This is a genomic window from Persicobacter psychrovividus (genome assembly GCF_036492425.1).
Taxonomy (GTDB): Bacteria; Bacteroidota; Bacteroidia; order Cytophagales; family Cyclobacteriaceae; genus Persicobacter; species Persicobacter psychrovividus.
Window position 1 is genome coordinate 787,314 of the sequence record NZ_AP025293.1, and the last position, 13,104, is coordinate 800,417.

Sequence of the window (13,104 nt, forward strand, 5' to 3'; positions counted from 1 at the left end):
AAATATGAAAATTTGCAGTAAGGCGGTAAGTGCTGAAACCCACTCTTAAATCTTAGGATGAAATGACATTTGAGGGTTATTTCCATCGTATTTCGCTGTAAGGAATGATCAGCAGCTGTTGAAAAGAAAAAAGGCGCTTTAATAAAAATTTACCATTATTGGTTTGAATTTTTCGACCCTGTAAATATGAGTTTAGTAATATATTATATAAAAAGTTAATTAGGGAGTATGATCAAATCCTATTTGGATAAACTGCACAGGCTATTATCGGGGGGGCCATCTTTTGCATTTGAACACCGAGTGTTGAACATAGGGCTTTTCGTGGGCTTTATTGTTTATGCATCTTATAGTGTGTTTGTGCTCACGACTCCAATATTCCCTCCGGTGCTGGTCTATACCATGTTGATGGTAACCATATTTGTAGCACAAATTTATGTGTTGTCTCGAATAAGTTCTGATTTTTACCAGGAAGGTGTGATTTTCTTTAGCTTTTGGGGAGTGCTCTCCAACGTGGCCATGTGGGTGGTTTCTGGAGGGAAAACGGGGCCGAGCAGCTTAAATTTCATTATTATTTTTGTGGTGGTTACCTATTTGATGGGCAGAAAGTACCATTTTAAGTGGTTTGCTACCAATATCATCGTCATGTGGTTATTGTTCTTTTTCGATGAGCAAATGAGTGCGATAATTATTCCTTATGAAACGGATGAGTTGCGGGAGCTTGATTTCTTTATGACCAATATGTTCGCGATGATCCTGATTTTTGTGGTTGGTTTTATCTTCAGGAAACATTACGAAGAACAAAGAGAAGCACTTGCGTCGTCGAATGAATTACGGGAGCGGGAAAGCAAGAAATACAAAAATTTGATTGACAGTATCCGCGATGAATATTTCCTGAAAAGTGAATCTATTGATGGGCAGGTAGATTATGTCAGCCCTTCGGTCGTGCAGCTGCTGGGCTTCAATCAAGCGGATTTCAAGGAAAAATATGAGGAGATATTCTGGTCGTCTGAAGAAAACAAAAAGATGTTTAGTCATCGGCAGTCTCAAATGAAGGCTGGTCATCCCTTTAATTATGAGCTCGAGGTGTTTTGTGCCGATGGAAAAACCATCCGCCTGCACATCAAAGATACCCCTACTTTTTCGGCAAACGGGTCGGTAACCCATATCGATTCCATTGTTCAGGACATCAGTATCCGTCACCGAATTATGCAGACGCTTAAAAATACCCTTGATCAGGAGCAACAAATGCGAAAGGTTCGGGAGAATTTTATCCTGACCATTTCCCACCAGTTCAGAACGCCACTTACCGTCATTCGTTCGTCGGTAGACCTGATGCATCAGCTGTTGATTTCAGGGGAACAACTGACCAATAATCAGCTTCAGAGAATGAATGGTCGGATCAACGGATCGGTGGATCAGCTCGTCAATTTTGTGGATCAGATTTTAGCTTTTAAGGACTTGGATTTGTGGAACTTTCCTTTCAATCCCAAGCAGTATGAGGTGAAGAGTTTTATGGCGGATTTGTTGGAGCAGCTTAGCGTTCAGGGACGCCATCTGGAGTTTGAGAATTGTTTGGAGAATAGCCTTTTGATGACTTTCGACTATAAGATGATCGAGCAATCCATTACCAATATGGTGACCAATGCGATCAAGTATTCCTCGAAGGAAGCGCCCATTAGGTTATCTTTGGAGACGGATAATGATGAGTTGCTGATCGTTATCCGGGATAAAGGGATTGGCATTTCTATAGAGGATCAGAAAAATCTTTTCAATCCTTTTTTCAGGGGAAAAAATGCCGAGAATATTAAAGGCTCTGGCTTGGGGCTGAGTGTGTGTAAAGAGTTTGTGGAAAAACACCATGGACATATCAGTGTGTTTTCTGAAGAAGGAGTGGGCAGTGTTTTCACGATCCACCTGCCACTGAGTCCGGTTCTGATTGAGGAGTAACCGCTGCCCAGCATTTACAAATCTAAAAAAATCAATGAATTAATGGCCCCTAAAGATCAAATTAACAGACGGTCAGCGATGGGAATTATGCATCACTGATCGTCTGTTGTTTTTTTATTATGATGGAGCTTTATTTACTTTGATACAAAAAGCGTTTAATATTTTTCTTTGGGGTTTTCTCAAAGGCTTCCTGCTGAACTTCCACCATTTTCAGCTGCATATATTTGGGCACTTTGGTATTGACCACCTTAAGGTGTTCTTTATAAATATCATGAATTTGTGGAATGCTCAGGTTCGCTTTTTCTGTTTCTACATAATCAGGATAGATCAGGGCACAGAGTTTTCCCGAACGGTCAACCACCAAGGCTTCGCCAACATAGGGCAGGTTCATCAGTAAAGATTCAAGCTCTTCTGGGTAGATATTTTTTCCCGAAGGGCCTAAAATCAGGCTTTTGCTTCTTCCTTTAATCAGGATGTTGCCTTGCTCGTCCATAATCCCCAGATCGCCTGTATGCAGCCAACCGTCTTTGTCGATGGTGTCGGCGGTGGCTTCTGGATTTTTATAGTAACCTTGCATCACGTGGCCACCACGACACAGAATTTCGCCAACCACTTCCCTTGGGTTTTCGCTGTCGATCTTCACCTCAAGGGCATCTACAGGTCGGCCAGAACCACCAAGTACTGTATTGTTCCAGGAGGCATAGCCAATCAGTGGGCCACATTCGGTCATGCCGTAACCTACGGTGAAAGGGAATTTAATTTCTTTGAAGAAAGCTTCCGCTTCCGCATTGAAGGCCGCGCCACCAATAATAAGCTCTTTGAAATTTCCGCCGAAAACCTGTGTCAGTTTTTCTCGGATCTTTTTATGCACCAGCTTATTGAGCAGGGGAACCTTGAGCATCATCTTGGTTTTTGAATCCTCGAGGGCAGGCAATATCTGACTTTTGTAGATTTTTTCAATTACCAATGGCACGGACAGAATCAAGTGAGGTTTGACCTCCGCAAAGGCCATCATAATGATTTTTGGTGCGGGGGTTTTTGTCAGAAAGGTGATGTGGCAACCTCGGGTAAAAGGAAAAAGAAACTCAAAAGCACAGCCATAGGTGTGCGCCAAAGGCAGGAAAGACATGATTTTGTTGCCGCGTTCGAGGGGCATGTTTTCCCGAGCAAAAACCACATTGCCTGTCAGGCTTCGGTGGGGAATCATGACCCCTTTGGAAAAGCCCGTCGTTCCTGAAGTGTAGCTGATCACCGCCAAATCGTCTGGCTGTGTTTCGGCATACTGAACATCAGCGGCATGGTAGCCGAGCGGGAAATCCTGTAGCATTTTTTCGGCAGGAAGCGCCCCAAGGTCCAGTATTTCTGTTTTCTGATATAAAGGGTTGAAGTCCGCCACATCCATTACTGCCTGCAAAAGGGGCATTCCTTCCACCTCCATTTGCTCAAAAATGAACTTTTCGATGATCAATACTTTGGCATCGGAATGATGCACAATTCTGGTGGCGTCTTCTACTTTAAAATCCGGCAATATAGGGACGATCACTGCACCATAGGTAACGGCAGCCAAATAGCTGATGGCCCATTTGGCGGAGTTTTTTCCCATTAAAGCCACTTTATCTCCTTTTTCAACACCCAATGTTTCAAAGAGGTAATGCTGTTGTTTGATGGCGATAGCAATTGCACCAAAGGTATAGTTATCTCCTTTATAGTTGGACAAAGCTGGCAGTTCCCAACACTCCTGAATGGATTGTTGTATTAAAGATACAAGTGTCTTCAAAATAAATTTATATAAATATTATAAAATCTGATAAGGTGCGCTTGATCGTTTGTGTGAAAAATTAAGCGACCGCGAAAATATCAAACAAAATTTCTTTTTCCTTAAAAGCGTTGATATTAATGCTTAAACCATCGGTAAAGTACAATGTTTGGTGTGTAAAATATAAAAATTAATTTTGTCGAAGAATAATTTCCTTTAAAGTTCGAGTTTCTTCTTCCGAAGACTTAATTTGTGGAGTTATACGAAATAATAGCAGAAGTAGCAGCTAATAAATGATTTTGATGAGACGACTTAACCTGTTTTTTTCAGCGTTTTTAATGTTCCTGTGTGCGCAGGGAGCATGGGCAAATACTGCCGACGGATTCTTGTACACTTATCCCGAAGGTACTACCAGCCTGAAGCAGATGTTTCCGTATCATGGCGGAATCATGGCAATTAATGGACAAGGAAAAATACTATTCCTGAATCAGGGCAAATGGCAGACAGTAGCGGAAGAGGCCAAATTCAGTCAGTTATATAATGCTGATAGTGTACTTTATGCCAGCAGTAGTGCGGGTTTGTTTAAGCTGAAGGCACAAGGGGGAACTTTTGCTACAAAGCCGATAGTGAATGAACGCCTGTCGAAGATTTTTCCTTTGCAGCAGGGTTTAATGCTCGAAGGGGAAGGCTCGCTCTGGTATTTTAAAAAGGGTAAAACAGAAGCTATAGGTGCTGCGGGAGCGCTTCAGGATTATGAACTGCATAAGATTGGTGGCAGCAAATTTTTGGGCATACAGCCCAATGGTGCTTTTTTTATGATCAGTGTGAATGTTGCTGATAAAACCATGACGCAAGTGGAATTCGCACAGCCTTTCTGGGGGCATCAGTTTTGCGGGGTAACACAGGACGGCATCTGGCTGACCAAAGACGGACACCTGAAATTGATTTCTGATGTTACGGGCGACCTTGAAAAGGATTTTGGCAAATTAGCTGAAGTGCCGAGCAGGGTTTTCAGTGAAGATGGCAAGTTCTATTTTCAGACCCAAGGCGAAAGAATTTACCAGATCGATGCGAACGATCATATCAAACCAATTTTTGATAGCCCCTCGGCCAACCCATTGATTTATGTTGCGAAAGGGCACTGGTTTGCCCTAGCAACCGATGAGGGCCTTATGGTGGATTTTACCAAGGATTGTAAGTTACAGAAACTGAAAGCTGAAGCGGTGAATTTTCACCCGGTTGATGCCTCCAAAGTTCTGACCCTTGGCGGTGAGCGCTGGCAGGTGAAACATGGCCAACTTTTGGTGGACGACTCCGTCCTTGAGGTGAACCGTGGACTGTTGGAAAAAGAACACCACAGCCTGGAGGAAGAATTGGAGGTGCTGGAGGGGCAGACGCCCAAAAAGCCGGCTGCAGCACACTGGCAATTGATTGGTCTTAATAAAGGCATGCTTTGGGCAAATAATGGCGCACAACTTTATTTGATTGATCCTTCTGCTAAAATTGTTTTTGACTATGGGCAGCTGAAGGAAGATTATCAGCTTGGTAAAGTGAAAAATCAATGGGCATTGAACTACGCCGATGGGCAGGTGGTGATTTTGCCGCAAACCTTCCCGACCATGCCGGTGTTTTTATATCAGTCCACTTTGCCCGACGATGAGGAATTCGACCTGTTTTTACATGCACAGAGCCTGATGCCCAAGGTGTGGGATTTTATCGCCTGGCGACATGATTCTACGGCCAACTGGCAATACCACGAAGGACGGAAATGGAAGCTGGTAGCGGATACAGAGTTTCGCCATATGGAACATGTGGAATGGAAAGCAAGCCTCGGGCCAAATCAGTGGTCGGAAACCATGCACGTGGAATTGCCCTGGAAGTTCCCTATTGGCCGAACCGTCATTATTTTTATTGTCATTATTCTGTTTATTGTGCTTGGAGGTGGCTATTCGATTTACCGCATCCGCAAGAAAATGAAGCTGCAAGCGGCTATTGAAAAAGAGGATGAAACACCCGCCTATTTAAGAACTGTTGAAGATGAATTTCTTAAAAAAGTGGATGGGGTGATTTTCGAAAATCTGGAGAAGCCAGATTTAAATCAAAATCACGTGATGATGGCCCTGGGGATGGAACGACGGATATTCTTCCGTAACCTCAAGCAGCGCACACACCTGAAACCCAATGATTATATTCGTAAGCGCAAGCTTGACGAGGCTGTTCGTTTACTGCTGGAAACCAATCAGAATGTGGAGACCATCGGGCACAGGGTAGGCTTTACTTCTGGCGCTTATTTCTCTTCCAATTTCAAATACTACTTCGGGATGAGCCCCGAGGAGTACCGCAAAAAAAATAAGAAAAACTCCTATTGATCATAGGGGCTGTTCCGTTGCTGAACAGTAAAAATTAAAGATAACAGGGTTTGTGGTCGGCGTAGGTTGGATGAGTTTCTCTCCCGATTACAGCTGATCGTAACCTTTCGATAAACGCTTAACATCAATCCTTCCCGACAGCAGCAATGTGGGGAAGGATTTTTATTAAGAGCGTGTTTAAAGGCGCTCCATTCGAGCGCAAGTTCGGATAACTGGAATTGATTTTGAATGATTGATCGCTTCTACAATACGCCAAATTTTCGTTGCGAATTTTAAGTTTTAAACATGCTCTTAGTGGCGACTGCTCTGACCTGAGCAGTGAAAAACAGGGATAGATTATGGCAAAAAAAACCAATGCAGCCCGTAAGCTCGACCAATTGAAAATCAGTTACAGCCTTCATCATTATGCTGTAGAAAAGGAGGAAAGAGGCGCAATTGCGGTGGCAGAAAAGACGGGGCAACCGATTGAGCAAATTTTTAAAACCCTCGTACTGAGCGGTGATAAAACGGGCGTGATCGTGGCGGTGATTCGCGGCGACAGGGAAGTACACCTGAAGGCACTGGCCAAAGCGAGTGGGAACAAAAAGGTGGAGATGGTTCCTTTGAAAGAGGTGCTCGGTATTACGGGCTATGTCCGTGGGGGCTGTTCGCCTATCGGGATGAAGAAAAACTTCCCCGTTTTTATAGATGAGGAAGCTTTTGAACACGCACAAATATTTATCAGTGCAGGTTTGCGCGGTACGCAGATTTGTTTGTCTGCCGAAGGTTTAATGCAAGCGACCGACGGCAGGAGGGCCTCGGTGGTGGAGGCTTGATACGCAACGAAAAAACGTACTGGAATAAAAAATAATACAACAAAATATTATATTTAAGGATGAACAATACATCATTATTATTGCTTTTGATCGTCGGCTTGTTCGCATGCAATCAAAAGGAACAGCAAAATACAACGCAGGAATCCGCGCCGCTGGATCGTGGGTACGACATCCTGATGACTTTGGGGCATGATACTGAGTCTTTTACACAGGGGCTTGTGTTTAACGGCAATGAGTTACTCGAAAGTACTGGCGGCAATGGTACCTCATGGATTTCTTCGATTGATTATACCACAGGGCAGGGCGCAAGAAAACTCAGCCTTGAGGATCGCTATTTTGGTGAAGGAATTACGGTGATGGATCATAAAATTTACCAATTGACCTGGCACGGAAAGACCGGCTTTGTTTATGACGTTAATGACTATAAAAAATTAGGCACTTTTGAATATGGCTATGAAGGCTGGGGAGTAACGCACGATAGCACGAGCCTGATCATCAGTGATGGTACGGATAAAATTCATTACCTGAACCCTGAAGCCTTTAAAGAGGAGCGCACTTTGTCGGTAACAGAAAACGGTAAAGCCGTCACTTACCTCAATGAGCTGGAGTATATTCATGGTTATATTTTTGCCAACGTCTGGCAGTCAGCAGATATTGTCAAGATCGATCCTAAAGATGGTAAAGTTGTTCGTCGATACAACTTTGATCACTTGGTGAAGGACAATAAATCCGCCAACCCACGCGCAGATGTCCTCAATGGTATTGCGTTCAATCCGACCAACAACCAAACCTATATCACTGGCAAATTATGGCCCCGCGCTTATATTGTGCGCTTCAGATAGGTAAAAAATACGAAAGATCGGGATGCTTCAAGCATCTTATTGAAGCTTTGATTTATTCAATATGAAAGGGATACCTGAGGATATATGTCAGTGACATATGGTCGTTCAGGTATCCCTTTTTTATTTCAGTTTTTTTTGATAAAAATACAGGCGACTGATCAGCTGTTTTTCATGCGCAAGATATATACATTGGTGTCTTTAATCATCTTATCGATGCACTCCTGAAATCCTGAGGTCATCTCCTCGACCATCAGCCGCATATATTCTTCCGTGATCAGGTTGTTTTCGAGGTACAGCTTTTTAATGCCTTCCTCGCCGTAGGCTTTATTTTTTCGTTTTCCGCTACCTTTAAAATTTTGGCCTTCCACCTGATAACTTCTGTGATAAATCACTTGGTTCGAGGTGCCAATCAGGCGAGCTTCAAAATAGATGTATCGTTCGGGCAGACTGCTTTTGATATAAGTATGGGTTTTCGATGAAGGGCGGTTATGGTAGTAGGGATCGTTAATGCCATAGGGGGAGCCGTAAAGATTGTTGCGATAGGGGCTCATGTAGGGGTTGTTATTGTAATAACCGTCGCTTTCTGTTTGCTCGACTTTTGTAAAATTCCCACTGACGGCTAACTGGCGTATGGTAAATTCAAGGGTGAGGGCGGAGTCTTCGAGCATATTGGCCACCTGAAAAAAACCTCCGTGCTGAATGGTTTTTTCAATGGCTTTTTTGGTATAGCTGTTGACGCTGCTGGCCAGGGAATTTTCGCCAAGCAAAAGCTGATAGTGATTCACTGATTTTTTATTGCTGACTTCATCGTGTGTCAGGGTATGGCTACCAACCAGGCAGGTGGAGTCGGGGAATTGGGAAATATTTTTCACGATGACTTTCACCGCTGTGGGTAGTTTTCGGTTCGCTTTCGGAAGCTGACTTTTGGACAGCATAGGCTGCGGCTGTTGATCGTACATTAACAGAAAAGGCGCAGCGGTTTTACAGCCTGCCAGGGCGATCATCAGCAATAAGGGAAAAAGAAACTTATTCATGAGGTCGAAAAAATGATGGTGGTAAATATGGTTTTAGCGCTGAATACAAAAATAGTGATTTTTGATCAGATATTTCAATGGATGCGCCTGTGCATGTTGGTTGAACCATGCTAAACAGGCCCGAAGCTTGGGCGCATGGAGGGTTTTGCATACTGCGCAGTGTTGATATTCTAAATAATGGTATTTTGTTTTATGGAAAGATGATCTTTGTCATTAATTCGTGCGGTGGTGTTGTGTTTGTTGAATGGGTAATTATGAAATTTGATATTTTGATGGTGATTTGATGCTTTGTTTTAAATTCTATTGAAATTCTTTATCTCCATTTAGGAAAATTTAATTTGAGTGATTACTTTTGGTAAACCAAAAACCAAAGACCATTCAAATTATTGTTAAAATTATTCGAAGGTCGGCGGTGGATGAGCACAGGTTTTTAATTTTTAAAACCATTTTTTAGAAATTTTTATAATTACCTCTACCACTATTCGCTTTAAGGAAAGATAAACCGAACTCGTTGAGGAGGGTCAAAGGATTCGATGAAGATGAAACAGTTATTTACACCATTTTTTTGCCTGGCATTTTTATTGTCAGCCTGTAATTTTTCAGGAAAAGACGGCCTGGTTACTACAGCCGATGGGCTGCAAAAGGCCATCAGTACTGCGCAAGCAGGGGATACTATTCGTATGGCTGCAGGTGTGTGGAATGATACACAGATTGCTTTTAAAGGACAGGGTACGCAAGCCAATCCGATCGTTTTAATGGCGGAAGAAAAAGGCAAGACGATCCTTTCGGGGAATTCTTCGCTGGCATTGGCTGGGGAGTACCTTCAGGTGCATGGCTTGGTTTTTAAAGATGGATATGCCAAAGGCCGTGTAGCGGTTGCTTTCAAAATTGGGGATGAGGTGGCCAAACATTGTCGCTTGAGTGAGGTGGTGATGGATCATTACAACCCTGCGGATCGCTTCGAGAAAACCTCTTGGGTGGAGCTTTACGGGCAGCATAATGAAATTGATCATTGCTATTTCGGTGGAAAACTGAATGCAGGGGTGCTGATGGCCGTGAAATTGAACAATGTGGAGTCACGTCAGAATTTCCACCATATTCATGATAATTACTTTGGCTTCCGTCCGAAGTTGGGCTCCAACGGTGGGGAAACGCTCCGTGTGGGGGTTTCGACCTACTGCGAGATGTCTTCAAATACTTTAATTGAGCGTAACCTTTTCGAACGTTGCTCTGGTGAGGTGGAAGTGGTTTCGATCAAATCTTCAGATAATATTATTAAAGATAATCTTTTTATCGCCTGTGAAGGGGTGTTGGCGTTGCGCCATGGTGACCGTAATCAGGTGCTTGGCAACTATTTCCTTGGCGAGAACCTTGCCAATGCAGGAGGTGTTCGGGTAATTAATGGTGGCCACACGATAGAAAACAACTACTTTCAGGATTTGGCAGGCCGCCGATTTTTCGGGCCGCTGCCAATTATGAACGGCGTGCCTAATTCTCTGGCGAACCGTTATATCCGTGCGCACGATGTATTGGTGAAAAACAACAAGTTCTTCAACTGTCCAAATATTGAATTATGCGTAGGTGCTGACCGTGAGCGGACACAGACACCAGACCATATCACGATCAGCGATAACCTATTTTACAATCCTGCGGGAAAAGCGGTATTCACGAAACTTGATGATATCTCAGGCTTTACTTTCAATAATAATGCGTTCGTAAACGATGGTTCATCGGTTAAGACGAAGGGATTGGTAAGGGTAAAAACAGCTTATGAAAAAAATCAGGACGGCTTGTATGCGAGTGCTGAGTTTACACCAAAATTGCCTGTAGATAAAAACAAAGTGGGGGTCAGCTGGTACACGCCAACTCCTGAAACCAAACAATTGGTCAATACAACAGTAACCGTGAATGGTTTCGAGGCACTGGTGTCGGCTTTGAATCAGGCAAAAGATGGCACGACGATTCAGCTTGCGGCAGGTTCAGATTTTGAATTCAACCATGCGATTCATATCACGAAAAATGTGAAAATCATCAATGGTCATTCAACTCGTGTAAACTTCAAATATGTAAAAAATACCAAGCAGGAATCATTCTTTGTTATTGACAACGGTGGAGATTTAAGTTTGAAAGGTATTGCATTCAATGGCCGCTCAGAAACGGGTATTGTTAAGGCAGGAATCCGCACTTCAGACGAGCCAATGATCGAGCATTATAACCTGAAAGTGGAAGATTGTAGCTTCTCTAATTTTGATGCCGCAGATTATACCGCATTCAGGGCTTTCACCAGTACTTTTGCGGATAAAATCAGCTTTATCAACTGTGATTTCAACAATATCTCAGGCATTGCCTTGAATATCAATGGGCAAAAAGACGATAAAGGCCGATACAGCGCCGAAGAGGTGGTGATTGAAAATTGCCGATTCGAGAAGGTGATGACTGGCGCAATGGAAATCACCCGAATGGGAAATGATGAGTCCACCACAGGGCCATATGTAACGGTGAGAAATTGTGATTTCGTGGACGTCGGCAACAAAGAATTAGGCAGTGTGGTGATGCTTTGGGGAGTACAGAAAGTAACTGCCGACAACCTGTTTTTCTACAATTCTGGATGTTCTGGCCGTACGATCCGCTTTGAAGACCCACTTTGGGCAGTGAGCAGTATCGACCATATTTTGAGTGTAGGCTCAGGGAAAATTGAATCTTATTACCCTCGCCGTGGCAAGCACATTTCCGAATTTGCGCAAACCGAACCGAAGGAGAAAGCTTTGAGTCGCAAAGTCAGCACACGTAAAAACTATACTTTTGGCGCACAGCCAAGGGGTTAAAAATATTGGGGGAGTGATTGCCGCTTCCCTGAATTTCTCCTGAACCCCACTTCGGGAACGGGAACATTTAAATCAATACCTGAATACTTCACCCTTCGGGGATAAAAATTTTTTAGAGATGAATGAAGTTGTAGATAAAAAGAGCACCACCCCAAAGGAAAAGGGTTTTAAACTCCGCAATTTGCGGTGGGTAATCATCGGGCTGATCGCCTTGGCGACGGTAATTAACTATATTGACCGTTCGGCTTTAGCGATGATGTTTCCTGGCGAGAATGGTATAGGCGCTGAACTGGGACTGACCAAGGCCGATTACGCCATCATCCTGAATATTTTCATGGTGGCATATGCTTTAGGGCAAACCTTTTCTGGGCGTATTTTTGATAAAGTAGGAACGCGTTTTGGCTATGTGATCTCTATCGGGATCTGGTCGATTTCGTCTTTCTGCCATACCTTCGCAAGAGGGATCTTTTCCCTTTCTTTCTTCCGTTCAACCCTTGGTTTTGGGGAAGCAGGTAACTGGCCAGGCGCCGCAAAAAGCAACGCCGAGTGGTTCCCAATTCAAGAGCGCGCTTTTGCACAGGGGCTTTTCAATGCTGGTGCCTCATTGGGTTCCGTGGTCGCTCCGCCGTTTATCGCCACCTTGTTTGTTGCTTTCGGCTGGCAGACCACCTTCATGATCATCGGTTCTTTGGGAATGCTATGGATTGTGCCATGGTTGCTGATTAATAAAGGCGAGCCAAAAAATCACCCTTGGATTACCGCCGAGGAGTGTGAGCATATCAAATCTGGGCAATCTAAAGCCGACAACGACGAGCACGCGGTGGCCATGCCTCTGAAAGAAATCTTATCGCACAAAGAATCCTGGGCAGTATTGGTTTCACGTTTTTTTATGGAGCCTATCTGGTGGTTGTTTGTAGGTTGGATGCCTATTTATCTTGCAGATACTTACGGTTTTGATGTCAAGGAAATCGGAGCATTTGCCTGGATCCCTTATGTTGGTGCCGCCATTGGTTCTATTGCAGGAGGGTATTATTCTGGCCAACTGATGAAAAAAGGAAAGTCCACCAACACTGCGCGTAAGCAAACCATTGTTATTGGTGGCGTCCTGATGCTCGTTGGTTTGGCGGCCGTATTGACGATCAATTTGCAACACAACCCAGACTGGTTTGTATATATTGTTGCGGTTGTTTTGTTTGGTTTCCAGTTCTCCATTGGTAATGTTCAGACCCTTCCTTCGGATTTGTTCTCAGGAAAAAATGTCGGTTCGTTGGCAGGTTTCGGTGGAACAATCGGAGTGTTGTCGGTAGTACTGATGAACTTCCTCGTTCCGCAAATTGCAGAAATTTCTTATAGCTATATTTTCATGATGATTGCTGTTTTTGTGCCACTTGGGATAGGTTCTATCTTCTATTTTGCCAAAAACATTCAATCTGTTGAAGACCAATAATACAGGAGGCTTGCGGGCATTGTTCCGCAAGCCACCTGTAAATTAAATTTTTAACGCTGTCATTTAGTC

8 protein-coding genes are annotated in these 13,104 nt (G+C 43.6%); 6 read left to right on the forward strand and 2 right to left on the reverse strand.

Annotated elements, in window-relative coordinates:
* Positions 1 to 228: 228 nt before the first annotated feature.
* Positions 229 to 1,947, forward strand: coding sequence for an ATP-binding protein (locus AABK40_RS16480; RefSeq protein WP_338398191.1), 1,719 nt, complete (start codon positions 229 to 231; stop codon positions 1,945 to 1,947).
* 130 nt (positions 1,948 to 2,077) lie between these two features.
* Here the strand turns inward: AABK40_RS16480 and AABK40_RS16485 are convergent, their stop codons facing one another.
* The gene (locus AABK40_RS16485; protein ID WP_332922005.1) at positions 2,078 to 3,724 is read right to left on the reverse strand and encodes an AMP-binding protein; all 1,647 of its coding nucleotides are present in this window, start codon (positions 3,722 to 3,724) and stop codon (positions 2,078 to 2,080) included.
* A 281-nt stretch (positions 3,725 to 4,005) separates the two neighbouring features.
* On the opposite strand from AABK40_RS16485, the gene AABK40_RS16490 reads away from it, so the two are divergent.
* The 3 genes from AABK40_RS16490 (at position 4,006) to AABK40_RS16500 (ending at position 7,729) form a co-directional block, all read left to right on the forward strand.
* Positions 4,006 to 6,072 carry a helix-turn-helix transcriptional regulator gene (locus tag AABK40_RS16490; RefSeq protein WP_338398192.1) on the forward strand — a complete coding sequence of 689 codons (2,067 nt, stop codon included), beginning with the start codon at positions 4,006 to 4,008 and terminating at the stop codon, positions 6,070 to 6,072.
* Positions 6,073 to 6,410: 338 nt separating this feature from the next.
* Positions 6,411 to 6,887 (forward strand): Cys-tRNA(Pro) deacylase, encoded by a 477-nt coding sequence (gene ybaK / locus AABK40_RS16495; RefSeq protein ID WP_338398193.1) that lies wholly within the window; start codon positions 6,411 to 6,413, stop codon positions 6,885 to 6,887.
* A 59-nt stretch (positions 6,888 to 6,946) separates the two neighbouring features.
* On the forward strand, positions 6,947 to 7,729 hold the full coding sequence (locus AABK40_RS16500; protein WP_338398194.1) for a glutaminyl-peptide cyclotransferase: 783 nt from the start codon (positions 6,947 to 6,949) through the stop codon (positions 7,727 to 7,729).
* Positions 7,730 to 7,887: 158 nt separating this feature from the next.
* Here the strand turns inward: AABK40_RS16500 and AABK40_RS16505 are convergent, their stop codons facing one another.
* Positions 7,888 to 8,763 carry a hypothetical protein gene (locus AABK40_RS16505; protein WP_338398195.1) on the reverse strand — a complete coding sequence of 292 codons (876 nt, stop codon included), beginning with the start codon at positions 8,761 to 8,763 and terminating at the stop codon, positions 7,888 to 7,890.
* Between the two features lie 539 nt (positions 8,764 to 9,302).
* Here AABK40_RS16505 and AABK40_RS16510 point away from each other — a divergent pair.
* Together AABK40_RS16510 and AABK40_RS16515 are read left to right on the forward strand one after the other, a co-directional pair.
* Complete coding sequence (locus tag AABK40_RS16510) at positions 9,303 to 11,588, forward strand: polysaccharide lyase 6 family protein (RefSeq protein ID WP_338398196.1); 2,286 nt, start codon at positions 9,303 to 9,305, stop codon at positions 11,586 to 11,588.
* Positions 11,589 to 11,706: 118 nt separating this feature from the next.
* Positions 11,707 to 13,035 (forward strand): MFS transporter, encoded by a 1,329-nt coding sequence (locus tag AABK40_RS16515; RefSeq protein ID WP_338398197.1) that lies wholly within the window; start codon positions 11,707 to 11,709, stop codon positions 13,033 to 13,035.
* Positions 13,036 to 13,104: the final 69 nt, after the last annotated feature.